Raw genomic sequence first — 25,913 nt, 5'->3', positions numbered from 1 at the left:
AGGATTTGGGTCGACTCGACCGTTGGCAGGGGTGTCAACGCGTATATCGTGGTGAACTGTTGAGTAAGCAATATCCCGAGAGTCTTGAGGCCACTCAAATAATCTGCTGCTCTTCCTGTCCAAACCCAATGATATGTATGCCGGTCGGTCCCGCGTACTCGAGGATATCTTGATGGCCAACAAAGTAGCCCAGTTCAACTTCGGGGGAGCCAATGACGGACGGGTCACTAGCCAGGAACGGTTTGTCGGCGCCAGCGTGGAGTTCGGCATCCTCTCCGATTTTCACGAAGGCGCCGTATTCCAGAAGTTGCTGAAGGCCGTCTCGAAGATAAGGGGTATCCAGTGAGTGCTTGACCTCTCCGATAAGCACGCTCTCAATCTGGGGGATATCATCAGAATCTAATAACTTAACCAAAACAATATCCGGCGTTTTTCTATCTGGACTGTAGTCCAGAACACTCGTTTCGAGCCGATAGCGGTTGCTCAATACATTTCGGATTCGCAAGTATAGATCTTCTTTTTCAGAGAGGTCCGTATTATTTTGATCATCATCAACTGTCTCCGAGTGCGGAGAAAGATCTTCCGCAGTCGGCGTGTTGAAATGGAGATATTCTTGCCCATTATATGTCCCGTCCCAGTCATTGAAGAGGAGATACGTGGCCCCCTTTTCGGTCCATCGAGCAATGAGATGCTCATCTGAGCTCATCGAGAAGAGGTTCCGCTTTGACTCATTGTGGGTGTCTAATATTCGGAGTATCCAATACAACTCATACAGTGTAGACAGATCCTGATCCCCGTTTGGGGGCTGAATAAGCATCGATCCTAGGATCGATTTCGCTAGGTCCACATCTAGATCCTCTCGCATCAAGCGCCGATACATCGATAACAATTCTGCGGCCTCTCGATACAGGGGTGTCCGATCGCTCCGGACTTGTCGTATCTCTGTGTCAGAGATAGTGATCGATTTCGTCTCTAGGTTCGAAAGGCGTGTTTGGTTGAGTGTTGTATTAACGAGCAAGCGAAGATTAGGCAGCTCCCCCAGATCGCTTGGGAGATTCACTTCGCCGACAGCCGTCGCTTGCTGCTGAAGCTCCTTTAGCGGCGTTCGATTGTGCTCTTTGAGCCATGGGTAAAACCACTGTGGAGGGTCGTCTCCAGCGACCTGGTTATCAAATCGTGTATAGATATTTTCCATTATAGTGAGTAGTTCAACGAGGATTTTGTTTCGGGCAGATTTGATCGTCGGCTGTTGAGTTTGACAAGCAAATGTTTGCTTAGTCAAATCACCAGATGAATATCGATGCTTAATCGTCTCGTTCCAATCGATTCGGCCGGGGGCTTCTCCTCTATAGATCTCCGTTGTTGTCTTGACCTCGATATCAAGTGAGCGTGCTCTTGACGCAAGTAGCGTGACGAAGTCTCGCACTCCGATCGAATTACCATGGATATCTGTCTGTGGTGTATTTCCGATCGTGAGCTTCGATCTCGGGAGGTTGTCTGAGAGTACTTCCTCACCAGTGAGTAGGAAGTAGTATCCCAGTAACTCCTCGAGATCATTAATGTCTATATTTGGGGTGAAATCACTCAGGGCCGGTTTTATGGAGATACCCTCTCCAATGTATCCGACCAGATATTCCGCAATATTGTTGACGAGCTCGTCGCGCTTTGGCTTCTGAGGTGAGTCGTCAGACATCGCTCAGTATTTGCTCAGCAGTACGGATCGGCACCTCTTTGGAGAACTGAGAGCTTCCAGCGCCATTCGCTTCTATCCTTCCATGTAGTGTATCTATTGTGCTTGTTGCTGTTTCAATGGGGATGCCATCTAGTTGTGGCAGTATATTTGCCGCAAAGGCATTCCCGTAGTCTAGCTCTCCTGACGTGTGTAACTCAAAGAGAGTATGGCTAACTGTATCTTTAATCAGTGCTGGCCCGATCTGGAGGTCAGCGCCTTCTTCCTCATCAAATAGAACGCTCCACAAGGTACTCAGATCCTCATAAATCTGTTCAGCAGGGCTTTCCACACCGTCATCTGTGACGTCTTCCGGCCAGATGTCAGCGTCAGCATCGGGAATCTCGATATCATCCCAGCAGTTAATATATCGCTTGATGAGGTCGGGTGTCACTTGATTGGGGTCGGGCACTGGAACTGAGATGAACGCAAATCGTCGCATGAAGGCATATCCCATTTGATAGAGTGATGATTTGTCGGCCGTATTCATCGTTGCAAGCAACCGCCAGTCGGATGGGATGTAGTAGTTGTACGCAGTTACTGGCGTTGCGTCAACTGTATCGGGATCACCATAGAGCATCACTTGGTTTCCTTTGATATCAAAGGGAAGGGAAATGTTTCGATGCGTGAGCGCGGAAAATAGCGATCCAAATGCCTTCCCGATATCAGCGCGGTTCAGTTCGTCGAGAACGAGCCACTCATTTTTCGGTTCGAGAGTGGATGGATCAAGCAATCGCTGAAGGAAGACACCAGGCTTGAAACTCAGCTGATCATCTGATTCGGGGCGATACCCTCCAATTGTATCGAACGTTGACCAGTCAGCGGTCGCTGTAGCGACTCTATAGTCGTCGTTAACGTAGTGGCGACAGACATACTCGGCGAGTGCTGTCTTCCCTGATCCGGGTGGTCCCGTAATGATAATGTGTTTTCCGGATCGGAGTGCATCGTCGATTTGATTGAGTACTGGACGTTCATCATTCCCTCGAGGGAAGTACAAGTCCTCCGGTTGTGACGGAGATTCGGTCGACTCAATCAGCTCATCCACGTCCTCCCATGATTCCGGCGACGATTGTGGAGTGGCTATATCCGTTTCGGTAGCTTCGATATCGGAGGAGTCAGATTCTGACGCCGCTTGGATGTCCTTCCATGCCTTTTCAATCTCCTCGAGACGAGAATCAAACACATCTGTGAGTGTGTCTGAGCTGTCCGGGTCTGTTTGAAGATCCTCCGTACATTTGGACTGGACCGTATCGATTTTCACATCTTCATCTTCTGCAACAGCCTCCTGCGCAAACTGACGCCGTTTACTGGTTGTTAGCTCGTCGTCGCCATAGTCTTCGAGAAATCGAATAATCGTCTCTTCAATCTTGTAATGTTTGCTGGGCGAATCCTTCCAACCATCGGGAAAGTGGTCGTCAATAAGTGATCGAATTCGTGTTCGTTTATACCGTTGAATGAGAGCTTCCTTCAGCGAATCGGGTCTAGCAGCTAACGCGACTTCTGTGTGCGGCGTTTTTCTCAATCGACGTTTCTGTCTCGCGATGCCCTCTCTGACCGCCTTGTTTAGCGTGGACTCCTTAATCTGAATCGTCTGTGAGTAGGAGAATTCACGTTGAAGATCGGCATCCCAGAGCGCAAATACGTCTTTTTCGTCGTTATATCCCGCCAACACAACGAATGCGTCTATATCAAGATTTAATTCTCCGTCTCCTTCTGGTTCTATCGGCTGGACATTATATTCGTTATCTCGTGTTGAATGTGTGAGGCTCAGAAGGAAGATCCGGCTGTTTTTGGGTAGTGGAGGTTTTAATTCGACCTCGAATGGGACACTCGGCTCTCCAGGATCTATAATATGCGAATCTAAAACCTGAACAAAGGCCTGATGACGTTCCGAGACTGGAACACGTTCGTCGGACATACTGATTGTTCCACATCATGAATGGGGATTGTAATAATATATTCGCTTAATTATCAATTGCCCATTTGAAGGATTATCAACCAGGTAAATAGAGATGCGTCGGCATTTGTACATGGATGCAACTTACTTAACAGAAATACGGTAAGGGGCGACCCCTCCTAAAGAGGACTTAAGCGGAACGGGGATATTATAGAGCGCTCGCCTTCAGAGTAATCCACAGAGAGTATCGTTTATTTTTGGAAGCTAATCTCGACCTTCAAACTCGACGCCTCTTCGGGCATCCGCTCGAATAGGTCCTGCACTTTTGTGTAGTCCTGTTCGGACCGCAACGTCAAGCTGACCTGCGTACGCTCGACGTCGGCGGTCCCCTGAAGAGCACTGGGAACACCCTCCCTGTCGGGCAGCATAAACGTGACGTCGCCGTATTCGACGCTCCCCGTCTGGTGGTTGTTCCGCCACTTGCTCCGCATCGCGGCGACGTCGTCGCCGTTGTACTCGAAGCGCCACGTATCAGCCTCTGTGTCAGCCTTCCGGAACGGATAGCCGGGAACCCAGTCGGTGGCCTTGTCCGACCCGGTCGTGTTGACAACGTACTCCGGTTCCTCGTCCTTCCCGATGTTCTCCAGCAGGAACGTCCGCACCATATACTCGGTGACGCTGTCGTCGAAGCGGTCGGTGACCTTGTTGACGGTGAACTGGTCACCCGGTTCTAAGTCCTCTATGTACGCCAGAATCTGGTCACCGATTCGGTCGGATACCGTCGGGACAATCTTGACTGTCGTCGGCTCCCGGTCGCCGAGCGATCCGAGATACCGACCGCCGGCCTCCAGCACGTAGTCGTCGACGAGGAACTCGTTGACCGCCTCACGAGCAACCGATTCGGTCTCGTCCGGCGGCAGGAACACCGCTTCGTCCGACCGAACCTCTCCGATGATCGTGTCGAGATTCGCGTACCCGTCGTCGTTGATATGCTCCTCGATACGGTCCACGAGGGACGACGCACCGACGACCTCCGCACCGCCGACGTCGCGGAGCGTCGCGTCGGATTGTGGCTTGTCGAGGATCTCGTTCCCTTTCACGATGACGTACTGGTCCTCACGGGCGAGCCGGCCGATAGCCCGCATCACGACGTCGTGACTGTCGCCATCGATCCAGATTTCACCGTCTTCGACGAGTTCCAGTTCGAAGTCACCGATATCGAGTGCAGTCGTACCGCTGCCGAAGCGCTGGCGGAGTTCCTGCTCGGTGTCATCGACGCCCCACACGTCCACGTCGTCCTGCTGAACGAGCACAGTGTCCAGTGAGCTTCCGGAAAGGTCGTCACGGAACCCACCAGTATCACGGGCGAGTACCGGCTTGCCGTCGAGCGCTTCGACGGTTGCGTTCAACACGTCGTTGGCACTGCCGGGAATCGGGAGTTCCGGGTCACGGAGGAACTGCTCGTAGATGTCTTCGACCGAGATTTCCCCACGTCGCTCCAGAAGGTCCTCGGCGATGTCCCAGACGTGCGACTGGAGGTCGAACGGGTCAGCTGCCGCAGAGTCCGCAATGTTCGAGGCGTCGAGTTCCGCCTCGTCGAGGACGAAGACATCGAGATCCATCGGCTCCACTTTCGCCCACTCGTCATCGTCCATCAGATTGTCGCCGTCGATCACATCGCCGTACAGGAGTTGAAGCTCTTCACGGAGTTCGTTCTCCTCCTGCTCCATCATACTGCGAATCGAGGTGCGGATTTCGTCGTCGAGAGACTCGTCGGCGAGTACCTGTCGCGCGCCCTCAATATACCGCGCCTTGTCGATGTACCGTGTGCCGGACTCGATGGCCTTGTCCCCCGAGGGCTGGACGAACACGAGTGTGTTGCGCCACTCGCGTCCGCGACCGTCGTTCGTGATGACCTTCTTCACTTCGTCCTGGGTCCACTGGCCGTCCTTCACGACGACCTTCACCTCACGGTCGTCCGGAATGTCCCGCATATCGTTCGTCCGGAACCCGACTGGGTGCGCGTTCGAGCCGAAGATATCCGTGATGAAGTCCGCGATCTCGGCCTTCGCCGACGTCTCCGACACATCCACAGCTGCGTTCCGGATGAGTGCGTTCGGGTTCTGCCGGTCACGAATGGCGTACTTCCCGTTCAGCTTGTGGAGGTGCCATGCAACGCCGTGCAATCGTTCGAGGTTGAGGACGACATCGGAAACGAGGTCACCTGTCTGGTAGGCACCCATCACAATCTCCGAGACCTCCGCACCTTCGCCTTCGCTCGGCTTCAACGAGTAGAGAAGGATCGTGTTCAGGATGCGACGACCGTGGGGCACTTCATCCGTGTCAACACGACTTTTGATGTCACCGGTAGCGGCATTCAGTCGTTCGTAGTTGATCTTCGCCAGTTCGTCCTCGAACTCAATGGCGTCGATGTCGCCGTGTGTGATCAGGTCCGTCTGATCCTGCATCTGCAAGAGAACCTTCGAGAAGAGGTAGATCATCCCGCGCGTGTTCTGGTTGCCCTCATCAGCGTAGTAGCGTGTCTCGAGGGCATCCAGAAGCACAGGGTGGAATGGATAGAGATCGTGCATCTCCGACAGCAAGTCGTCGGGGAGATCCACGTGCCCATCGGCTTGGTCATACGCGTCGAAGTACCCGTTGACGATCTCTCGCGCCGCACTCTCGTTTACGGAGTCGATCAGGCGGTGGCGCAGGACCTCGCGCTTGTCCACCTGGTTGTTCATATTGACCTCGACCGCCTGTTCCCGATTCAGAATGTCGTGAACCTCAGATCCTTCGCGGAGCACAGAGACGATTGTGTAGAGTTCGAGATCCGAAAGCGCGGTCGATTCGAGCAGTGACTGGAGGAACGCCTTGTTCGCGCTCTTTCGATCACCCTGAAGCGTATCGAACCAATCCTCTAATTCGTCCACGAAGAATGCGACAGTGGTGTCGCCGACGGCCTCCTGAATCGTCTGCATATCGGGATAGCCACCCGACTCGAACGTCCCAGGATCGTAATCAAGCGCCTCGAAGAACGGTTCCCAGAGGTACTCGTACTGTTCGTTCTGCATCGCAACCGTGATCGGCGTTGCCGACTCCGGAAGCGAAGCGTCGAACCCTTCAACCGAATCATTTGCCCACGCACCTGCGGCGTCGGGATCATCGAAACAGTGGTACAGTGCCACCATCTGGTGAGACTTCCCACTACCGTACGGGCCATAGAGGATGTGCGTGCCTCGCGGGTCGTCCCCAGTCAAGGAATCACGAAGAATCGAGAGGGCCTCTCGAAGGCCCTGAGTCATCAGCGTCCGTTCGAAAAAGAGTGCTGCGTCAGACTCGAACTCGTCGTCGTCGTCAACATTGTAGAGTTTTACCTGCCCATCGATCTGTCCTTCTTCCCTAAGCTCGCGGCTGAGGGTCACCGTGTCTTCGAGCGTATTTGGTAAGGATCCCGTCTGTGCCATCTTGATACTTAAACAAACCTCAGTGGCACCCAATAAACACTATGGTCCCGCGAATTCAGCGGCTTTGTGAGTCGTCTTCAGACATATCGGGGGGAATCGGAGTGTGGGTACAATTCGGTCGACTAGGGATTGTTACGGGCGTGTCGTAGTTCTCGTTATCATACCGTTCTTTCAATCGGTTAAGTAGCGGGTCAATTTCCCACGTGTCGCCAGCTAGTTTCCTGGTACACTCTGACCCTCTGTTTTCGTGTGGCGAATGTGGAATATAGCATTCTGAGTACCCGAGTTCCTTCAGTTGTAGAAATGCCCCGTGGTTGTAGAAGCGAACAGCTTGCATCCGAATCAAGGCTTCATTCCAATCGCTGCTAAACGTATTATTATTGTGTGAATGCGGAGATTCGCGCCGTGGAAGCTCCTGTAGAACACGTTCATATGCCTCTTGATATTCGATTTTGCAGTCAAAGAAGTCGATGAGAATATCTCGTGCATTTTGTTCTCGGTTACCACCTTCTACCCTCTTTCCATAGATTGGGCGACCAGGAATGATGTCGGCAATCTGCGTTTGAAGGGCATCGTTACTTCGGATTGCTTCGGGGATTTCTAAGTAGTGACTGGCCCACTGGGTCATCTTTGATTACCTACCCTAATGTTATTTCACATCCACTTAGTGATTCGGTGGGAGCTCAGCTGCATATGTACACTTCCGAAATGGAGACACAGCTGCCTGGTTGCTGATTGGTAGTCACAAAACGTATTTCACGCACACCTGCTTCTACGAACGTATGAGCGGGTACGACCTCGTCGATATCGAGGTCACACACGAATCTGCTGACGATCTTCTGGATTCGCTGTCTGAGGACGGTACTGATGGGAGTCACCTGCAGAGTATCCAAGCAGTCCGTCTGCAAGCAGGCCAGCCTGATTCAGAACTCCGGTCACTGAAGGAGTTGGACGAGAACGCCGTCAAACTTCTCGAACACCAAGTGGATGCAGCCTACCGGGCTCTCTTCGAGATGGATGGAAAAGCACTCCTGGCTGACGAAGTCGGCCTCGGGAAGACCATCGAGGTCGGGATGATTCTCAAGGAGATGCACTTCCGTGAAACGGACGAATCCGTCCTCATCCTCACTCCCGCACAGCTGGCCAAACAGTGGCAGGCTGAACTCCGAGAGAAATTCGGTCTCGACTTCGTCTGCAACTACGACGATGAATTCGAGGATTTCGACGCCCACAATTACATCATTGCGAGCATCGACACTGCGAAGAGCGAGCGACATCGTCAGACGGTTCTTGATCGCGACTGGGACGTTCTGGTACTCGACGAGGCCCACTACGTCAAAAACGAAGAGACGGACCGTTACGACCTGATTGACCGGCTTTCTTACAACTACGCGTTCTTCCTGACGGCGACGCCGATTCAGAATGAACTGACTGACCTCTACAACGTCGTCTCGCTACTCCGCCCTGGGCTATTCGGTACACGCGACGTCTTCCATCACTACTTCGTGAACAGCAATCAGGAGACACTGGTGAATCGAGACGAGCTACAGGATCGGTTGAACAAAGTGATGATCCGGAACCGACGCGAAGACACGGATATCGATTTCACAGATCGGACTATCGACACACGAACGTTCGATCCCACCCCGAAGGAACGCGAACTCTACCAGGCAGTCTCCGACTACGTCAAAGGGGCGTACAGTCAGGACCAGGGTCAAAAGCTCGTACTGATGCTCCTCCAGAAGGAGGTCGTCAGCAGCCCGGTCGCGCTCAAGAAGACCATCGAGAAGCGACTCTACGACCAGTCGGAGCTCACGCACGCAGACGAACTGGAGTCGATCTTAGATCTGATCGATGAGATCGATACCGTGACCAAACAGGAACGACTCTTGGATATCGTCGAAGAAGCCCGTGACAACGTCGAGATGGGGAGAGTCATCGTCTTCACTCAGTTCCGAGCAACCCAACAGCAGATCCTCGACAGGCTTGCCTCGGAGGGATACACAGTACACGCATTCCACGGCGGGCACTCAAGCAGCGAGAAGGAGCAAATTGTCGAGGACTTCGAAGAAGAAGGAGGAATCCTCGTTTCAACCGACGCTATGAGTGAAGGCCGTAACCTACAGTTTTGCAATATATTAGTCAATTTAGACTTGCCGTGGAACCCGATGCGTGTTGAACAACGTATCGGACGCGTACACCGGATCGGCCAGAAGCGAGACGTATTCATCTTCAATATGGCGTTGAAAGATACGGTCGAAGAGTACGTACTGGAACGGTTGTACCACAAGATCGATCTCTTCCAGCAGAGCGTCGGAGAACTGAGCTCAATCCTGAGCCGCTTGGAAGAGTCGGGGACAAGCTTCGAAGACGAGATCTTCGAACGGTTGGTGGCCGCTGATTCCGAAGTCGATCTTGAGAACGACTTCGATGCGATGGCAGTTGACCTCCAAGAACAGCGTGAACTCGCCGACAAACTTGAGGAGTTCAATAGCGGCGTGTTCGAAGGATTCGACCTAGGGGAAAGCGATGACTGACGCTTCGATTTCTGTCACGCAATCTGTGGTAGAGCAGTTCACAGAACGGTATCTCCGATCTATCGGCTGTTCCATCGAGCGAAGTGACGATCACTGGCTGGTGTCGGTACCCGATGACATAGACACCGAGATCACCCACGGGAGACACACACTCATCCGGGGGGAGGGTACTCCAGACGATGACGATGATAGAACGAAACGGCTGCATCCGGAGAGTGCGTTCTTTCAACAGCTACTCCGTGAGGCGGGTGAACGATCGCCGTCTGGCAAGCTGTCGATAGAGAGTGAATCTGACATCGAGAGTCCGGAGTGGATCCAAAACAGCTCTGTCGAGGTGCAGAGCGCACAGTTCACTCCGTATTACGACCGCACAGCCATCGTGGTTCTCTTTCGTGTCGGTATCGAGACCGTCAGTGAATACCAGCAACAGCTTCTCCGCGCCGTCGCTGTAGACACGCGGTCAGAGGAGAGCCTTCCTAAACTGGCGGAGACATTCCTCGGGACCACCACAGTAGAGAGCGAGTCGGCCACTAGTGGCGCTGTACAGCTGACCAAGACAGATGTGCGGCCTCTCCTCGAAACAGCCCGGGAACTGTTGCTGGAAAGCGTACAGGGGCAGCTCGACGACATTCATCGAGAAGCCTCGCGTGCGGCAGATTCAGAAGTTGAAGAGTACCGTCAGATGCAACAACAGCGTATCCAGGAGCTACAGGAAGAACACTCGAACTTGTCGTCGAAGATCAACGATCTGAGTGAGAAGATCAACACAGGAGACGAGGATTCACGTGTCCAAGCGTTGCGAGAACGGAAAGAACTCAAATCGGAGTACGAGGAACTCGACGAGACGCTCAACGAATTACAGGAGCGCCGTGACAGTGGATTTCCCAATCGACAACGAGAAATCCGAGAGCGGCACTCACTCGACGTGCAGGTCACACCGCTTACTCTGACGGAAGTTGAGTACGAGCGAGGCGAGATCGATTTCGAACTTATCGACGGTAGCATCCATCAAACCGTTACTCTCGGATACGGGAGTGGGATCGGTGTAGCCGATACTGTTCGATGTTCGTCGTGTGAACGGGAACTCACCGAACGCAACCCGCTTCAAACGATTTCAGATGGTCTCGAATGCCAAAGTTGTACCAAAGAGCGGTGATACGGCGACCCCTCGATAGTTCAATAGAGCAAAGCCGCGGAGCGAATAGAGCTAGTACACTGATTCGTCAAGGAAGCCACCGAACGAGCTGGATATCCGGAACTGAAGGCAACGCCAGGGCTACCGAAGTGAGAATTTGCTGAAAAGATTCGAAACCTCGGTGAAGTGGCGCTGTTAGTCTTGGAGGGTGGCGACTGTTCGGCCCGTTTCCTCGGCCTCTTCGCTGCGCGACATATTGTACGCCGCGAGCGCTTCTTCAACCGCCTCATCAAGACTCATTGGTCGACCTAATTTTGACTCTTCTACCCTATAAACGCATGCATGGCGTCGGACAAGTAACACGCAGCCTCAGTTCATCTCGGTCGGTGCTGAGCGGATGTTCTTCTCTGCTCTGAGGAATCTGTTGCCGCCGAACAACTTGGCCCCAAACGAATTCCGGTTATGTCCAAGAGATATCTGGATCTGCGGTATTACTACTCGAGAACGCTGGCTTCCGAACGCTGTTCTTGACCAATTAGTGCGGCTAGATCCGCTTTCGTGAGTGGGTCGATGTTAACGCGATCCCCTTCGGCGGTATAGAAGATACCTGCAGTCACGTCTCGGCCAGGGAACCATTCAGCCAACACGTGATAGTACACGCTGAGTTGCTTCCGATACTCATCCTCAGCATGCCGTCCGAGGTCAGTCTTGAAGTCGATGATCTCGACGGTATCGGGACGGATGTGAACGAGGTCGACGATTCCTGAGATGGTGACCTGTTCGCCGTCGACAGTGAGTGGCAGATAGGCGTCCTCCTCGACTCGGAATTCTCCATCGAGCGAGTCTATGAACGACTTGATGTGACGCTCGTCGTCGTTCGAGGGTTCGACGTCTCCCTCCAGTACGTACCGCTCAGCGAATTCGTGGGTCTGCGTTCCGAACGCGGTCCCTCTTCCGTCGTCGACGTCCTCGAACACATCGTCGCGCATGAGCGTGTGCGGCGAGTGTCCGACCGGGCCGTCCGGTGTCGGCACGGAAATCTGCAAGTGTGCCTGCGTCGTCTCGTCGATATCGTCTTCCTGAACGTTGGGTTCCAGCTCCTCGAGGTCGACCGGGAGCTCTTCAATGAACGTGTTCGGGCTCTCGCCTGCAGCGAACACGAGATGGCTCTCAGCCCGCGTCATCGCGACGTAGAGCAAGCGTCGCTCTTCGTCGTATCCACGCGGCAGACACTTCCGGAGGACGTCAGTCCGCCAGTTATCGTGAATATGTGGATACCCGTGATCATCGGCGTAGAGCTTTCGCTGGCGTAGTCCAATCGGATCGTCGAACGTGATCGCGTTACTGTTCCCGCCTGACGGTGGGAAGCAATGGGAGTTCATGTTCGCGAGCACGACAATGGGGTGCTCGAGTCCCTTGGCCGCGTGGATGGTCTGGACCGTCACCGAATTCATACCGGCGCTCGCGTGGACCTCGTGGGTGCTTCCGTCCTCGATGCCGCGTTCGATGAATCGGATGAGGTCACCTCGTGTCAATGTTGTCGCGCTGTGGACGGACTGAATCGTCGTCAGCAGCACGTCAGCGTAGGCCCCGTCGTAGTCGTACTGGGAGAACACGCGCTGGGCAATCCCACCGACCGTCTCCAGTGACGCAAGCTCGGACTTGAACGCCTGCATGTTGGTGGGGTACTCCTCGCTATCGAGCACGTGTTTGACCTCGTCGAGCGTGTAGCCAGCTTCCTCAAGCACGACTGCCCATCCCCGCTCCGCGTCGGATTCGAGGATTCGCAGCCACGCCAGGAGAAGCTTCGCCGGGTCAGACCGGAACAACTCGATGCCTCCTTCGTACGCCATCGGCAACCCATACGCCTCGGCGACAGAGAGGAGTTCTCGGCCGAAGTCACGAGTTCGGGTGAGAACGGCGATGTCACTGTACTCTGGCAGACGAAGTTCCCCATCCTCCTCGACCTGATACGCGTCGTTCCCGACGATCTCCTGAATCTTGGTCAGAACGGCTTCGTGTTCGTCTTCGTGTTGAATCGCCGCTATCTGAGAGTTCTCGTGCGCTGCGTTCGAGGAGAGCGACACAATTCTATCTCGCACGGCCGTCTCGTCGACGTCGTCCGTGCTCGCCGCGGACGTCACCAGGCTGTGCTCGGAAAAGTCGAGAATGTCCTGCGTCGACCGGTAGTTTTCGACGAGTTCGATATCGATGATCGGGCGGGTCGCCCACGACACTCGCTCGTGGTCCTCGTTGAGTTCGTCGACGAACCGATCCAGCCGGGATTCGAACTCAGTGATGTTCTCGACGGCAGCATACTGGAACGAGTAGATGCTCTGTTTCCAGTCGCCAACGACACAGACGTTGTTCGTGTTCGCGAGCAGGAGAGCGAGTTTGAACTGGATCTCGCTAGAGTCCTGGAACTCGTCGATCATTACGTACTCGAACGCGACATCGTCGCGGAGTCGATGGTCGTCACAGAGCAGGACGAACGCAAATAGTTGAAGAAAGCTGAAGTTGAGGTAGTTCCGACTGAGTGCGAACTCAAGGTACTCGTGGTAGACGTCGTGAACGAAGTTCTTGAGGCCCTCTCGCTGTTCGTCAAACACCAGCTGTGCGACGCCATCAGGAACCTGCTTCTCACCCCATCCGCCACGGATCTCGTCCTCCTCGGGCGCGTCTGGGAGGTAGCACTTGCCGTCTCCGTAGCCGCCGAGTTTCGAGCGAAGCTTCGACTGCTTGTTCCCGTCGTTTCGGGGCTGGTTCAGCTCGTCGAAGATCCCGCGGAACGTCTCGAAATCACCGTCCAGATGCCGCTCGCCGTTCCGGTACCAGCCATCGGCCGTCGGGAAGACACCTTTCGCCGCGAGCTGATTGATTAACCCGAGGAGTTCGACTGGTTCCTCGATAGCGCGGAAGAAGTCGTCGTACTCGGGATGGTCGTCGCTGAACCGACGGATGAACTCGCGGAATTGCGCCTTCTCGACGTTCTCGTCTTCGAGGACACGTGTGGACCCCGTGATGCGGTCGTCGATGCCGAGGAGTGTCGGTGCCTCGAAGCCGTGTTCCATGAGGATGTCGTGACAGAGGCTGTGGAACGTCTGGATCGGTGCGTCCGAGAGTTCACGCATCCCGTAGTCACAGTGGGCGACGATTCGGTCCTTCATCTCCGTCGCCGCGTTGTTGGTAAACGTCACGAGGAGGACGTCCTCAGGTTCGACGTCGTCTTGGTCGACGATTTCGGCGTAGCGACGGGTGACGGTGAACGTCTTTCCAGTCCCTGCGCCGGCGTCGACAACGTGGATGCCCTGTTTGCTGTCGATGAGGTCTTGCTGTTGGTCGTTTGGTGCAGTCATCGTGACTCACCCTCCAGGATGCAATCGCGGTTGTCCACGTACCGATAGTTTGGATCGCCACCGAGTCCCTGAACCGGGAAGCGCTCGTTACCCGCACGGCGGGTGTTCAGTTCCGATAGGCGCTCTCGAACGAACTGCTCAAATGCGTCCACGTCGCCGGTGAAGTAGTTCTGGTTGCGGATCCGGAGCAAGTGTCGTAGTGCCTGCTTACAGCCCTTTTTCACATACTTGTAGTCCCCGACATCAGCGATCAGTCGCTCGGTGAGTGCGTCGCCGAATTCCGATTCGATGAGTTCGTCGCTGTCGCTGGTGTCCGGAAACTCATACCTATCCAACACAGCCCGGTAGATTTCGTACGTCGACTTCGAGAAGGTCTTGTTACAGTCGTTCGCGGCGTCTTCCTGCAGTTCCGTGAAGACAGCTGGGCTCGCGATGTATTCCTCGAAGGTGACTGGATAGTAGGTCACCGTAGTGAGGCAGTCTTCGAGAGACCCATTCCCAGTCACCACATCATCAAGCGTTTCGAGGAAGTGGAAGAACGTGAATCGCAGTTCCTCATCCGGGTGCTCAGTTCGCTGGTGGGCGAGATACAGCAACGCCTGGAAGTTTGGTTTGTCGCTCGGTGGATCAAGCGCCGAATGCTTTACAATCGAGTATGCTGACTTCTTTGAGCCACTCTTGTAGTCGAGGAGTCGGGTCGGACTGTGAACGAGGTCGATCTTGCCCTTCAACCCAAGATCAGTGTTCTCGAACCAACGTTCAGTGTGCGACGCATCGATGGGGCGGTCGTAATACTCGGCGAAGAAGTTCTCTCCCCAACCACCGTCAGGCGTCACCAGGCCGTCACCGTGAGGTGAGTTTGCATCGAGGAATTCAACGATGGTCTGGAGACCGACGTGGTACTTGGTGAGTCGGACTTCCCGGTCGACGCCCCGGAGGAGCGGGTCGACTTCGTCGAGAATGACTGCGGCTACATCGTCGAGTGTATCAGACGTGATGATGTCTGGATGCGAGACATAGAACTCCGCGAAGTCGTGGAACAGGTTCCCTTCCCTGAAGTGGTCCTTGTCCGGGTTGTCGACGAGTCGACTGAAGAAGTAGTCGCGGGGGGAGTTTACGTAGGTGTTCAGGCTCGATTGGCTGAGTGCAGTGACTTCTTCGGGGGAGACATCGAGTGGTTCTTTTTCGAATCCGTCCTGTGTCGTTCGAGACGCCCGTAAGTGCCGCAGTGAGTCCAAGTCACTGAATCGGTCGAACTCTTCGTCGAACAGTTCCTCGAAGTATAGGCACGGGGTGACGGGCGTTCCGCCGGCGGTGTCCTGTACGAGGTAGTACTGGTCGACACCGTTCTGCAGGAGGAGTTGGAATTGCCGGATGTTTCGCTCGAACTCCTGATCTCGGTCGACCCACGGGCGACGAGGCGACGAATGTGTCCAACCTTCGTCGAGGCCGAGATAGAACACGACGGCACGGTCGACGTGAGCGGCTGATTTTGCATCTGCCAATAGGACACCTTCGTTCTCCCGATCCACAGGCACTTCGTACGACTGCAGGTAGAACTCGAGACGGTCAACTGCCGGTTCGGTGACGGCGTCGTCAAGGAGACCGAGCGTCGCGAGTTCCTTTCTGAAGGCGTCGATAGAGGCGTCCGTGACTGCTTCGTATTCGTCGATGGCCTCTTCGAATGTGCGGGAACGGATTTTATCGCGGAACTCGAGGAGCCAGTCTACTTCCGGGCGGTCGAGGTCGTAGAGACGCTTCTCGTCGTGCTCGATGTCGACAGGCATCCCAAGCTGGGTGAGGAGTGGTCGAACGTCGCCTACTCGTGTATCCCGACCAGCGTGGGCACTTCGAAGGAGCTGTAAGAATGCGCGGTGACGAGCATCGTCACTGAACCCCGGACCACCGTAGTATGGAATCTCTGCAGCTTCCAGCGCCGACTCAATGAGCGGGGAATACTGGCTAGCTGCATCGAGGACGACAGCCACGTCGTCGGCGTTCTCCGGTGTGACCGTATCGAGGACCGCGTCGACGATTGCGGCCGGTGAGTCGAGAATGCGGAACGATGGATGGTCGAATGACTCCTCGGTGAACGGGTCGACCGTCTCGTAGTCTGGGGGAAGGATCGAGCGTTCGAGTTCGGTAAGCTGCTTGAAGCCGACGACAGCGACCGACGCGTCGGCTTCGATACTGTACTCAGTGAGACGGTTAGACGTCGTGTCCATCTCTGCAATACAGTCGACAGCAGTGTGCGTTGCCGTCGTCGCGAACTGCTCGTAGTCCAGAACAGCGTCAGCCGTCCCCTGATACTCCCAGCACTGGAGGATGTTCCCGACCGCATAGGACGTCTCCTTCCAGTTGAGGTCAGTTGTCTGAATGATTTCGAGGAACGCGAGTCGATCCTCGGCCTGTTCTCGGCGTCGGGCAGCCAGGCGCCGTGGTGTGATCGCGAATGGCCCGAAGTGGGGTTGGTCAAGACGCCGGTTCAGGGCACTCGCCATCGGCGCATCCGGCACGAGCACAAGGTCGAAATCCTTGCATTCCTCGTAGAGAGAATCAATAGACTTCGCTCGTGTAATTGACACGGACTATCGGACTCAGGTGGCTTTCAAAAATGTGTCGTCGGAACGGTCCAATCAGAAGTTCGGGATGATTCCGATAGACAGCGGAAGTAGGGGGTAAACGAACGAAAGGGAGATGATGACAAGAGTGACTACCGCCGCCCCTCTGCTAAAATAGTCGTAACCACCGTGGCCGAACGGTCCATCAGTGGGAGCAAAAGAAAGGATTGCAAGCACTACACCAGAGACCGCTAACGCAAGTGACTGCGGTTGTCCGAACGAAAATGCAAACCCAGACCAGATTGCCAATCCGCACCAGACGGTGAGTAGAGCGTAGAAGACCCTTCGAAGCTGGGTTTGTGCCCGCTGACGTTGCGTTTCAGCCAACCCCACGTATGCTGATTTCCGGTCTTCTAGATCACCAAACCGGAATAGATCCTTGTTGAACCGGCGGATGTGCTTCTCGTAGAATTCATAGTCGTTCTTCACCTCAGTGATTGTGTCGTTCAGGTCCTCAATTCTCCCTTGAATGAGGGGGAGGTAGAACCCAACGATCACAATAAGAACAAAAATCGAAAACGGTGGCACCAGATCTCGGTCGCTCCATCGAAGTACCAAGAAGATGTTCGCGACGATTGCACCAAGGAGTGTGAACGTCAATCGTTGGATATCTTGAGAAGTTTCGTTGGCTGCCGACGAAAGCCGATCGGTCAATCCAGCCATCAAAGTCTGCGTGTCTTCAAGTACGTCACTTAGTGCTTCGAAGTTTTCTTCGACAGCAGATACCTGGAGGTTCTGGTAACTTGATTTAACATCCTCAATGACCTCTGGAAGTATTTCGATGCCACGCTCCGTACCTCGACAGTGTTCAGTTATAGCTAACTGCCAGAGATCTCGAAATGCATCTTTTTTCTCTTCAGCTTCAAACGATTGGTGGAGATCTCGAATTGCACATATGCCGTCATTGCCCCACTCTACACATTGCTCAGACAAGTCAATCCGAGGATTGAATTCAGGTTCACTAGAGAATTGGAACTGCATCATCTGGCCGTCATGGTCAACAGCTGCGGAGAGAACACCTAACAGAGAGTATGCATAGAGAGAAGAAACTTGTTCGCTATCGCAGGTTTCCCAAAGACCCTCAACTATCGAAGGGTGGATTGGTGAAAGGTCTCCACGCCAGTGAGTGAACTTTCGGGAAGCAGACATAGAGTCAAAGTACTGGTCGGCAGCCTCCTCAAGCTCCTCCTTTGGGAGTCCTTCAACGCTACTCGCGGTCCACATTGTAACGGGAAAGACCTCATCAGGAGCATCCTGAAGAAAGAGAAATACAGGGAAGGATTCGTATTCGAATAGCTCAGCAGCAACCTCATGTGGGCTGTGACTTCCGATCCATCTGAACAAATCCGATGGCGACCACCAAAGGAGAGGATTCAAGTTTAATCCGGAGGAGAACTCCTCGCTGAGGAGGTCCGAAGCAATTCGTCCCTTCTGAAGGCCAAGTTCGATGGTGACGGTAGTGTTCGCATCGTCGAGTTCTGATGCAAATTCATAAAGCAAGCCAGCAGCGTTCCGGATCTCATCTGGATAGTACCGGTCAAACCCTCGGCGATAAAAATCTACGTCGACGGCAGGATCCAGATCGCGGTCTGCGAGCGCCTCTAGACCTTCGTCGTTTACGCTGAGTTCTCTCCCAGACAATTCGAACAACCGCTGATCATCAGCTATCAAGCGAAATCCGCTAAAATACGCAGGAAACGAATCCCAAGCCTCGAATAGATTTTTGAATGTGTCCTCGGACAGAGAGCTGGCCTCAGTATTTATCGAGAGATTAGAGATGGCTTCATCATTGACTGATCCGGTACTCGAAACTGCGACTATCCTTTGAATGAACTCACGAGGCGTCATTTGAATAGGCTAGAACAGGTCGCGGATGTCAGGAACATTAGACAGGTCGTCTACTAAGGAGCGCTTCCCATTCCCACTTCCGACTGTGAGTTCTGGCTGTAGGTCAGACAGTAGCATATAGAACTGATCACCGTCTCGTGCGAGTTGGACATTATCACTTTCACGCAACTCACTTATTGATACACGGATCGATTTCCCTGCAATTCGAACACTAACGTCTCCCTGATCAACGTCTACCTCCGTTCCATCGGCATCATCCAACGTAATTGGGCCCCCATCAGTGAAGTCCTGATACGTGGAATAAGCAGCCGAGGTTTCATTTTCGCTGGCACGTTGCTTGATTGCAGACTCAACTAGTTCGTCCGGATGCGGAGCTGCTTTGAGATTCAGGAACCCGTACCAATACTTGGCGTAGTGTTGTGCCCCTCCCTCCTGATACAGCTGTGCACTATCTTCGTCAATTAGCTCCTCGTATTTGTCGTACTTAGGATAGACGACGCTTTTGTCCGTCTCTTCTTGGATAACGCGCTCGTTTTCGGTGAATACTGCTTCTGTGTCTTCGTGGTCGAGGTCAATTTCGTGAGCGCCTTCTAAGTAGGGAGTCTTTAGAATCGCAGCGAAGGTTTCGTCGTACTCGCTAAATTGAGTATAAATGAGAAGATCCGATACAGAGCGTGCTTCATTAAGGTAGAGCTGGGAAAGAGACTCTCCAACACTTTCGATGTCACTCCCATCTCGAACTCTTTCGAGTAATTCTACAGTCGTACGGTCCTCACCCTCAAGGTTTACCGATGCACTACGAGCAGCATCCGTGAAGATGTGGTTGCGAGCATTCTTCGTGTCGTCACTATTGTAACGTCGCCCAAGTGTGTCCCGCAGCATACTTGCGACAATCCGCTCGGCTTCTGCACCAGCGTCAGTAACTAGATCGTCTTCATCAAGCGTGCCAACAAGATCCGGGGTCGGTTTTTCGATTTCCTCACCCATTTCGCAACTGAATACGGCAACAGACTCGACATCCACCATTTTTGTAATTCAATAATAGCCGTGGTCAAATGTCTATCGGAGAAGATGACATATTGTGACCACAATCTCACACAGCCTCGGAGGATGGAATTGAGGCGTGCCTTCTGTTACGATTCATCTGTTCTGAATCGAAACAGAGCCAGATCTTTCTCGGTGGTTTTGCCCTGGGTATGCTTTCGAAATATCCCGGATGTCGCGCTCGCAGTCCGGTAAAACGTATGCCCCGAGGTGAGTATCAGTTCTGTCTGTTCGGACGGTCGACGTCTTCGGCGGTCTTGATTTCGTCTGTTTTCTCGACTTCGGCGAATAGCTCTCGATATGCGTCGCGCTCGAAGAGGTTGTTCCGGTCGAACAGCTCGCGGGCGGCATTGGTGAGCTGAAAGAACCGGTATGGCTGGCCCCGCTCGAGCCCCTCACGATCTCGCTCGATGGCCTTGATCAGCCCCACCTCCTCCAGCCGAATGAGGTGGTCGGTGAGCGTCGACGCGGCGACGCTCGGGTTGTAGTATTCGAGTTCCTTCTTCGAGGGCGCGCCTTTCGGATGACCAACGATCGTCCCGATGATATTCGCGCGGGTCGTGTCGTCGAGGGCACTCAACGCTGCGATCGGATCGAGGCCGGCCGCGTTCTCGGCTGGCGTGAGCGGGGTGGCGTCAGGCCGGGACATTGTGTCTTAGTGTTTGTCCCCTGGTCAGATAACCATTTCGGTGAAGCTCGAAGTGGTATCCAGAGTGCCGGGGGCATTCCACTTCCGGTCGTATTTCCGTACCGTTAGGTGGCGGTAGTGAATCCTACCCAGTATGACCAACGACGACGCTACCCGTGCCGTCATCGACAAATTGGGCGACCAGCCCGGTGAGGCGCTCACACCCGAACGGGTCGAGGCGATCCAGACCGCGATGCACGAGGATCTCGGACGGTTCATCAACAACACGTCCTACTTCGTTCTCGGTTCCTACGGGGAGGAGGAGCGACCACGATTGGAGGCTGTTCGCGACCAACTCGCGAGCGATGCCGCAGCCTCGAACTCCGATGACGGGGTCGACGCGTTCCTGATGGACGATATTCTGGATGTATCGGAGTTCTTCACGTCGAAATTCAAGCTGTTGGTCAGCTACGCGGATCATATCGTCGGGGTGTACGAACACTCCCAAGGCGGGCACGCGTGGGAAGCAGGCTACATCGATCAGCCGACCTATCGGGAGCGAACGCGAGCCTTCTATCGAACGTACGAGACCGAGGAGGAACAGTACGCGGCCTACGACGGGATGTTCGCACACTATCTCCTTTCAATGGATCGTGTGGATCGTGCGTACACGTGGATGACGCCCGAGGAACTTCGCGATTATGTGGCGGACGCCTATGCGCCCGACTGACGACGTGAGGAACGACTATTTGCGTCGGACGCTGAATCTTCTCGTGATGGTCGAGATCCCTGACACACTTCGCTCGGTATTCACTGCGACTGTTGAGTCCGACGACGGGAGCTACACATTCGAGGTTCCAGAGAGTGAGGTGTGCCACGACGCTATCCAGCCCGTTGAGATGTATCGAATCGCCGTTCTCGAAGCCGAGGATATAACAGCCCGATCCGAGACCCAACCTTCAGACTCGTCGTCAGGACCTTCCTCAGTTGTCGGTGAACACGGTTCTTTTGAGCCACCCGTTGAGGAGGGTGAGATTCGAGAAGTGTCGGTTGAGGCGGTTGGCGACCAGGGGGATGGCATCGCGAAGGTGGACCGCGGGTACGTCGTGATCGTTCCGGAGGCTCAGCCCGGTGAGGTACCGACTGTCGAGATCGAACAGGTACAACAGAACGTTGCGTTTGCCAGTATCGTTGAGCCGGACCCTCGAACGCTGTGATTCCTGTTGTTTCTCGTTTAGAATGGATTGGCTAGGTCGGTGTCAATGAGCCGAGTCGCGTGGTCACGGGTTGCCTGTTCGACCGCTTCTTGGTCTGTGAGCAAGAAACAATTGTAGTTACTGACGCTGCGCTGGATCACGGACTGTTTAAAGATGTTGTCGGGATGGGTCGTGTATTTTTGCACCACGACGACGAATTCTTCGATCGTATCGACGATGACTAGCCCGTATCCTTGATCACTGAGGAACGATCGGAGCTGGGTAAATTCGTCCGGAGGGACCTCGAAGCGATAATGCTGGTTGTTGTAGTAGTGCTTGAGGCGATCGAACACCTCCTCGTTGTCAAAATAATGCTTGAACAGATACCTCTCATCGACCTCAAAGACGTTGACCCGTTCCTCGCCGCCTCGGTAGAATGCCGCCATTCCGCATGGTAATAGATACCATGAATAATTGAGTGTTCTCCCCTCATCAAGCAGTATCCCTCAAAACAATTCATCACACTTCCAGAGGATCGATTTGGTATTTCTCATCGACGAGAACGATTTATTTGCTGGTGAAGCCTGCGAATGGGAGCTGGAGTCACCGGAGTTAGCAGTCTTCGCCTAGGCAGGGTAGAGCAGTATTTTCACCCGGATTCTTATTTCATTTGAAAACACAGTTCTTGATATGAGTGTATCGGATGTCGTAGACTCTCTTTGTCAGGAGTGGCGTAAGGAAGCTGGTGAACTGGAGGATAGACCTGAGGAAATTAAAGAACAGCAAGACAGCTTCTACAAAGGGAGTTGGGATGCTGCCCGTGAACGCGCAGAACCAGATATAAAACGGAAAGCCATAGAGGACTGTATTGAGGATCTCGAAGAGAGTAGCTCGATAGATGAGTTCTTAGAATCGTTAGCGGATTGGCGGAAGGAGGCAAACGAACTGGATAAGAGAATCTTGGACTCGAACGAATGGTTTAGAAAATCCACACGACGACGGCAGTTAGAGGCTTGTATAGACGAATTCGAGGAGGCGTTCCCCGAGGATAATTTTGATGAGTGCTACCGATGCGGATCTCTACAAGTGCCGGTTAGTGATAAAAGACGTAGTGAGGGGTACCGGTGGGAGTGTGAAGAGTGCGGATATTAGCGTACTATGTGCGAACCTTGATGATCTGTATCCGGCGATTCTGGGCATATTCCTGTGTGACAGGGGAGAATCCAGACGCATTATCTAGAACGAAGCGGTCTACGGGTGCAAGCCGCTCAAAATACTGTTGGACTCTGGTGTGAACGGAACCGACTGCCTCTCATCTATGGTGATTCCGCTATCTAACGTTCGCATCGCAAGGCCAGCTTCACCTGTCGTCACCGATTCTCTGTAGGCTCATATTCCACTTTGTTCCGTAGGAGGTTCTATATGAGACTCGCATTGGAATCGTTCCTCAACCTAGTTACCACTCGGAATTACGCTGCCCTGTTGACTCCAAGCTCCAGAAGAGGGAATTTATCCTCCACGTACTAATTCTCGAGCGTCTAGATCGCCATTGAGGTACTGTTCCCCTTCTCGGGTTATGTCGTAGACACCGTTACCGAGGTGGACAAGAAGCCCGTAGGCTACTAGCGTTTTGCAGCGAGCGTTGATGTGTTGGCGAGAAAAGCGAACGCGACCGCTATCTGCCATTTCCTTGGGAGTGTCGGGGCCCTCTTCAGCGAGATGTTCCAGAATCCGATCATCAGCGCGAGACATCCAGTCAGCATCAAAGCGCATAATCGCTTGTGGTTGCGCCGACGCTATCTCGAACGCGCTACGTCAAGTAGCAAAGCTAATCGCTTCTGTAGTTGACTACAAACCTTTAAACGGCTGCCATCCGACATTCTGAGCGTACAGATGAGTTCTTCACCAGTGGACAGCCCGGCCGAGCCGAATGATCTCCTTGTCGATATTATTGAGACGCTGGAGGCGCGTGGGCTCGATGCCGACGCCTTCCATCTCCAGGATTACGTCGACGTTGACGCCCTTGACCAGCTCGTGAACGCGCCATATGGAGACGTAGAAGTACGGTTTACGGTCGACGGAATCCGGTTGGCTGTCACACCGGACAGCGTCGACGTTCTGACCGACGAATCGGAAGAATAGGAGCCACAGTAGTCGGTTGCCTGCTAAGTGGTGTATCCGGCTACGATCCGCGCACACGGCCTTGTTTAGACGCTAGATACCTACTGTTTTAGTTCAATTAATGGCTCGACATATAACGCACTCACTTGATGTGCGGTGTGGCAACCGAGGAAATTATTAACTATTTGTGCGACTGACCATTCTCTATGAGTGCCCTCCCCTCAATCCGTCTGACCGTCACGGCTTTTGTGTATTTTACCGCAATCTCTCTCGGTGCTGGTATCTTAGTGGTAAACTCTGCTCGGTTCCTTCTTATTGTACCACTTATGACCGGTGCTATTCTCCTCGGTCACGCTGTAAAAACTGCCAATCTCAACAAACTTGGATATGCAACAATGTGGTTATGGGCTGGTGTGCTCGGCCTCGTTGTGATTGGAGCGGTAGCTGAGATTGTTCTTCAAGCAGATGTGCCTCCGTTAGCCGAAATCCCAGTTGTTCGCATTCTTGGTACGTTCAGCCTCATCGCCATCGTTGTCGCAGCATACATACATGGTATACAGAGAGCAACAATAGAAGGGAGTCAACGGTCAATTACAACCTAAATGCTAACATCTGAGTTGAACTGTTAGATAGCGACTTCAACATTTCTGACCGCCGCTTTCAAAACGAGTTCTCGGAACTCCCCAAACCACGTTCGAGCCCGGAGTGTGTCTCCATACCGCTGTTTAAGTGCGAAAAAGACGGACTCCACCACTGACCGTTGGTGATAGATGTCATCGTCATGCCGAGCATTGTGAGCCACATCAAGTGGAGAGAACTCTCGGTGTTTAATCACTGGTCGGATGTCAGCCTCCCGAAGTTCTTGACGCAGATCGTCCCAGTCATACCCTTTGTCAGCGGTAACAGTCTGTAAGTGGCTAAGATTTCGTGTGAGTACCTGCCGCCCGACGTGGGTATCGTGCGGCTGCCTCGTCGAGCAGTGAATATCCAAGACAATACTGGTTTCGCAGTCTACCAACGCTGTCGTCTTCACCGATTTGATGGTGTAGTCTGTCCGGTTTGCGTAGTGGTGGCTGGCTGAATGACGGTCGAAGCCAGTTGCATCGATGGCCTGCACTTCTCCGGTATCGTGAAGATCAGCGGAAAGCCGAAGAAGAACTCTCCAGACAGACATCTTGAGCTGCTGTTTCCGTGCGCAGACGGTTGTGAAGTCCGGCAGCTCGCTCGGCTTGAGATCCATCTTCTTGATGATTCCCTGCATTTCGTGAAGCACATCGAGGAGCCGTCGGTACGGAAGGTCAAGGTACTCGCGGAGGCCGTGGATCGCAACGATCACCCAGTCGGCGTAGCCACCGTCACCCTTCTTGACTGCTGGTGAAGGCTCGTCAGAGACTGCGCGTTTTGCCAGTGTTACCAGGCGATCTGTGAAGTGCGAGAGACGAGAAGACATACAACTCGGTTCTGACTCAGAGGTCAGTTAGTTTACCGAGTTAGCTGTCCTTCAAAACGTCTAAACAAGGCCGGTGGAACTATATCCCTCAGAAGCATCGCTCTGCGTATGGTTACCCGTGAAAATAAGATATTCTACGCATTTGGAGCGTCAGCCCTCGTCATATTCTTTGCCCTCGTAGGCTTCACTGAGTACCCAAGAGGGGTCAATTTTGTAGTTCTCATTGTATTCGGAATGATTGTCCCTCTACTCGTCAACCGTTTTCTTGATGCTCGGGAGGAATAGGGCAAACCCCACTGCGGTAATCAAATAGAAATTGAATATTAGTTGATGAATATATTCCAAATTAAACGATACGTGCTTGACCTGTATTGACCGCAACCGGGTCAGAATGTATCACTTGCTGAGGATTTCAACAGAGCCGAACGGACGAAACCGCGGTGTTAGCCGACAAATCGGGTCAGAACTACACGGGAGTCTCGATGAAGGGTCGTTTTCTTATTCATCGCCGTTCAAAGGCGGTTGTGACGCAGCCAATCGCCCTCCTGTTGTCCGCGCTCGATGGGTGGTCCGTGGAGGGATCACTACTGCTGCTCGCGGCTGCACTCGTCGCCGGAATGGGTACGGGTATCCTCTTCGTCGTCAGCGTCGTCGCGTATCGTCGTCGTCAAGGGGCACAGTACCAGCTGATCGCTGTCGCGGTCAGCATGCTGTTGTTCCGATCGATTTTGGGCACTGGAACGATTCTCGGTATCGTACCGATGCCGGTCCACCACTTCCTCGGACATAGTCTCGACTTTTTGATCGCAGCGATCATTCTCTACACAGTATACACACATGCGCCGGGATCGGTCGGTAACGACACCGTCTCGGATTGAACACGA

General features: G+C 53.6%; 20 protein-coding genes. 9 read left to right on the top strand and 11 right to left on the bottom strand.

What is annotated here, in order from left to right; translation table 11 throughout:
* Window positions 1-94 precede the first annotated feature (94 nt).
* The 3 genes from EDM04_RS13295 to EDM04_RS13285 all read right to left on the bottom strand — a co-directional run bounded on the left by EDM04_RS13295 (window position 95) and on the right by EDM04_RS13285 (window position 7,093).
* Window positions 95-1,693 carry a hypothetical protein gene (locus EDM04_RS13295; RefSeq protein WP_123622891.1) on the bottom strand — a complete coding sequence of 533 codons (1,599 nt, stop codon included), beginning with the start codon at window positions 1,691-1,693 and terminating at the stop codon, window positions 95-97.
* Complete coding sequence (locus tag EDM04_RS13290; protein ID WP_123622889.1) at window positions 1,686-3,647, bottom strand: AAA family ATPase; 1,962 nt, start codon at window positions 3,645-3,647, stop codon at window positions 1,686-1,688. The genes EDM04_RS13295 and EDM04_RS13290 overlap by 8 nt, the downstream gene beginning before the upstream one ends.
* A 230-nt stretch (window positions 3,648-3,877) precedes the next feature.
* Window positions 3,878-7,093, bottom strand: coding sequence for a DUF499 domain-containing protein (locus EDM04_RS13285; protein ID WP_123622887.1), 3,216 nt, complete (start codon window positions 7,091-7,093; stop codon window positions 3,878-3,880).
* A gap of 782 nt (window positions 7,094-7,875) precedes the next feature.
* Here EDM04_RS13285 and EDM04_RS13280 point away from each other — a divergent pair.
* Complete coding sequence (locus tag EDM04_RS13280) at window positions 7,876-9,630, top strand: DEAD/DEAH box helicase (protein WP_123622885.1); 1,755 nt, start codon at window positions 7,876-7,878, stop codon at window positions 9,628-9,630.
* A complete protein-coding gene (locus EDM04_RS13275; protein WP_123622883.1) occupies window positions 9,623-10,786 on the top strand; it encodes a hypothetical protein in 1,164 nt (387 codons plus the stop codon). The genes EDM04_RS13280 and EDM04_RS13275 overlap by 8 nt, the downstream gene beginning before the upstream one ends.
* A 473-nt stretch (window positions 10,787-11,259) precedes the next feature.
* Here EDM04_RS13275 and EDM04_RS13270 read toward each other — a convergent pair whose 3' ends face one another.
* The 5 genes from EDM04_RS13270 to EDM04_RS13250 form a co-directional block, all read right to left on the bottom strand.
* Window positions 11,260-14,121 carry an exodeoxyribonuclease V subunit beta gene (locus EDM04_RS13270; RefSeq protein ID WP_123622881.1) on the bottom strand — a complete coding sequence of 954 codons (2,862 nt, stop codon included), beginning with the start codon at window positions 14,119-14,121 and terminating at the stop codon, window positions 11,260-11,262.
* Entirely contained in the window at window positions 14,118-16,706 is a 2,589-nt protein-coding gene (locus EDM04_RS13265) for a PD-(D/E)XK nuclease family protein (RefSeq protein WP_206424467.1), read from the bottom strand. The genes EDM04_RS13270 and EDM04_RS13265 overlap by 4 nt, the downstream gene beginning before the upstream one ends.
* A gap of 51 nt (window positions 16,707-16,757) precedes the next feature.
* The gene (locus EDM04_RS18830; RefSeq protein ID WP_241154921.1) at window positions 16,758-18,590 is read right to left on the bottom strand and encodes a hypothetical protein; all 1,833 of its coding nucleotides are present in this window, start codon (window positions 18,588-18,590) and stop codon (window positions 16,758-16,760) included.
* A gap of 9 nt (window positions 18,591-18,599) precedes the next feature.
* Entirely contained in the window at window positions 18,600-19,616 is a 1,017-nt protein-coding gene (locus EDM04_RS18720; protein WP_206424466.1) for a hypothetical protein, read from the bottom strand.
* A 235-nt stretch (window positions 19,617-19,851) separates the two neighbouring features.
* Window positions 19,852-20,283, bottom strand: coding sequence for an ArsR family transcriptional regulator (locus EDM04_RS13250; protein ID WP_123622879.1), 432 nt, complete (start codon window positions 20,281-20,283; stop codon window positions 19,852-19,854).
* 133 nt (window positions 20,284-20,416) lie between these two features.
* Here EDM04_RS13250 and EDM04_RS13245 point away from each other — a divergent pair, with 133 nt between their 5' ends.
* Both EDM04_RS13245 and EDM04_RS13240 read left to right on the top strand, forming a co-directional pair.
* Complete coding sequence (locus tag EDM04_RS13245; protein WP_123622877.1) at window positions 20,417-20,992, top strand: hypothetical protein; 576 nt, start codon at window positions 20,417-20,419, stop codon at window positions 20,990-20,992.
* A 46-nt stretch (window positions 20,993-21,038) separates the two neighbouring features.
* On the top strand, window positions 21,039-21,479 hold the full coding sequence (locus EDM04_RS13240; RefSeq protein WP_123622875.1) for a TRAM domain-containing protein: 441 nt from the start codon (window positions 21,039-21,041) through the stop codon (window positions 21,477-21,479).
* A 17-nt stretch (window positions 21,480-21,496) separates the two neighbouring features.
* Here the strand turns inward: EDM04_RS13240 and EDM04_RS13235 are convergent, their stop codons facing one another.
* Window positions 21,497-21,904, bottom strand: coding sequence for a hypothetical protein (locus EDM04_RS13235; protein WP_123622873.1), 408 nt, complete (start codon window positions 21,902-21,904; stop codon window positions 21,497-21,499).
* Between the two features lie 244 nt (window positions 21,905-22,148).
* Between EDM04_RS13235 and EDM04_RS13230 the strand changes: the two genes are divergently transcribed.
* Entirely contained in the window at window positions 22,149-22,610 is a 462-nt protein-coding gene (locus EDM04_RS13230) for a hypothetical protein (RefSeq protein ID WP_123622871.1), read from the top strand.
* A 357-nt stretch (window positions 22,611-22,967) separates the two neighbouring features.
* Here the strand turns inward: EDM04_RS13230 and EDM04_RS19170 are convergent, their stop codons facing one another.
* Window positions 22,968-23,231 carry a MarR family transcriptional regulator gene (locus EDM04_RS19170; RefSeq protein WP_123622869.1) on the bottom strand — a complete coding sequence of 88 codons (264 nt, stop codon included), beginning with the start codon at window positions 23,229-23,231 and terminating at the stop codon, window positions 22,968-22,970.
* A 135-nt stretch (window positions 23,232-23,366) separates the two neighbouring features.
* On the opposite strand from EDM04_RS19170, the gene EDM04_RS13220 reads away from it, so the two are divergent.
* Both EDM04_RS13220 and EDM04_RS13215 read left to right on the top strand, forming a co-directional pair.
* Window positions 23,367-23,600 (top strand): HalOD1 output domain-containing protein, encoded by a 234-nt coding sequence (locus tag EDM04_RS13220; RefSeq protein ID WP_241154920.1) that lies wholly within the window; start codon window positions 23,367-23,369, stop codon window positions 23,598-23,600.
* Between the two features lie 185 nt (window positions 23,601-23,785).
* Window positions 23,786-24,181 carry a hypothetical protein gene (locus EDM04_RS13215; protein ID WP_123622865.1) on the top strand — a complete coding sequence of 132 codons (396 nt, stop codon included), beginning with the start codon at window positions 23,786-23,788 and terminating at the stop codon, window positions 24,179-24,181.
* A 23-nt stretch (window positions 24,182-24,204) separates the two neighbouring features.
* On the opposite strand, the gene EDM04_RS13210 is transcribed toward EDM04_RS13215, so the two are convergent.
* Window positions 24,205-25,029 carry an IS5 family transposase gene (locus EDM04_RS13210; protein ID WP_123622863.1) on the bottom strand — a complete coding sequence of 275 codons (825 nt, stop codon included), beginning with the start codon at window positions 25,027-25,029 and terminating at the stop codon, window positions 24,205-24,207.
* A gap of 108 nt (window positions 25,030-25,137) precedes the next feature.
* On the opposite strand from EDM04_RS13210, the gene EDM04_RS18590 reads away from it, so the two are divergent.
* Window positions 25,138-25,314 carry a hypothetical protein gene (locus EDM04_RS18590; RefSeq protein WP_164471133.1) on the top strand — a complete coding sequence of 59 codons (177 nt, stop codon included), beginning with the start codon at window positions 25,138-25,140 and terminating at the stop codon, window positions 25,312-25,314.
* A gap of 239 nt (window positions 25,315-25,553) precedes the next feature.
* The gene (locus EDM04_RS13205; RefSeq protein WP_123623087.1) at window positions 25,554-25,907 is read left to right on the top strand and encodes a hypothetical protein; all 354 of its coding nucleotides are present in this window, start codon (window positions 25,554-25,556) and stop codon (window positions 25,905-25,907) included.
* Window positions 25,908-25,913: the final 6 nt, after the last annotated feature.

This window comes from Halorubrum sp. CSM-61 (genome assembly GCF_003781945.1).
Lineage (GTDB): Archaea > Halobacteriota > Halobacteria > Halobacteriales > Haloferacaceae > Halorubrum.
Note: the sequence above shows the minus strand (reverse complement) of the source record. Positions and strands in the feature narration are given on the sequence as shown.

What these genes read in the sequence shown, in the direction of transcription:
- EDM04_RS13295 (WP_123622891.1), bottom strand. Translation starts at nt 1,693, where the DNA reads ATGTCTGACGACTCACCTCAGAAGCCAAAGCGCGACGAGCTCGTCAAC.
- EDM04_RS13290 (WP_123622889.1), bottom strand. Translation starts at nt 3,647, where the DNA reads ATGTCCGACGAACGTGTTCCAGTCTCGGAACGTCATCAGGCCTTTGTT.
- EDM04_RS13285 (WP_123622887.1), bottom strand. Translation starts at nt 7,093, where the DNA reads ATGGCACAGACGGGATCCTTACCAAATACGCTCGAAGACACGGTGACC.
- EDM04_RS13280 (WP_123622885.1), top strand. Translation starts at nt 7,876, where the DNA reads ATGAGCGGGTACGACCTCGTCGATATCGAGGTCACACACGAATCTGCT.
- EDM04_RS13275 (WP_123622883.1), top strand. Translation starts at nt 9,623, where the DNA reads ATGACTGACGCTTCGATTTCTGTCACGCAATCTGTGGTAGAGCAGTTC.
- EDM04_RS13270 (WP_123622881.1), bottom strand. Translation starts at nt 14,121, where the DNA reads ATGACTGCACCAAACGACCAACAGCAAGACCTCATCGACAGCAAACAG.
- EDM04_RS18830 (WP_241154921.1), bottom strand. Translation starts at nt 18,590, where the DNA reads ATGACGCCTCGTGAGTTCATTCAAAGGATAGTCGCAGTTTCGAGTACC.
- EDM04_RS18720 (WP_206424466.1), bottom strand. Translation starts at nt 19,616, where the DNA reads ATGGTGGATGTCGAGTCTGTTGCCGTATTCAGTTGCGAAATGGGTGAG.
- EDM04_RS13250 (WP_123622879.1), bottom strand. Translation starts at nt 20,283, where the DNA reads ATGTCCCGGCCTGACGCCACCCCGCTCACGCCAGCCGAGAACGCGGCC.
- EDM04_RS13245 (WP_123622877.1), top strand. Translation starts at nt 20,417, where the DNA reads ATGACCAACGACGACGCTACCCGTGCCGTCATCGACAAATTGGGCGAC.
- EDM04_RS13240 (WP_123622875.1), top strand. Translation starts at nt 21,039, where the DNA reads ATGGTCGAGATCCCTGACACACTTCGCTCGGTATTCACTGCGACTGTT.
- EDM04_RS13235 (WP_123622873.1), bottom strand. Translation starts at nt 21,904, where the DNA reads ATGGCGGCATTCTACCGAGGCGGCGAGGAACGGGTCAACGTCTTTGAG.
- EDM04_RS13230 (WP_123622871.1), top strand. Translation starts at nt 22,149, where the DNA reads ATGAGTGTATCGGATGTCGTAGACTCTCTTTGTCAGGAGTGGCGTAAG.
- EDM04_RS19170 (WP_123622869.1), bottom strand. Translation starts at nt 23,231, where the DNA reads ATGCGCTTTGATGCTGACTGGATGTCTCGCGCTGATGATCGGATTCTG.
- EDM04_RS13215 (WP_123622865.1), top strand. Translation starts at nt 23,786, where the DNA reads ATGAGTGCCCTCCCCTCAATCCGTCTGACCGTCACGGCTTTTGTGTAT.
- EDM04_RS13210 (WP_123622863.1), bottom strand. Translation starts at nt 25,029, where the DNA reads ATGTCTTCTCGTCTCTCGCACTTCACAGATCGCCTGGTAACACTGGCA.
- EDM04_RS18590 (WP_164471133.1), top strand. Translation starts at nt 25,138, where the DNA reads ATGGTTACCCGTGAAAATAAGATATTCTACGCATTTGGAGCGTCAGCC.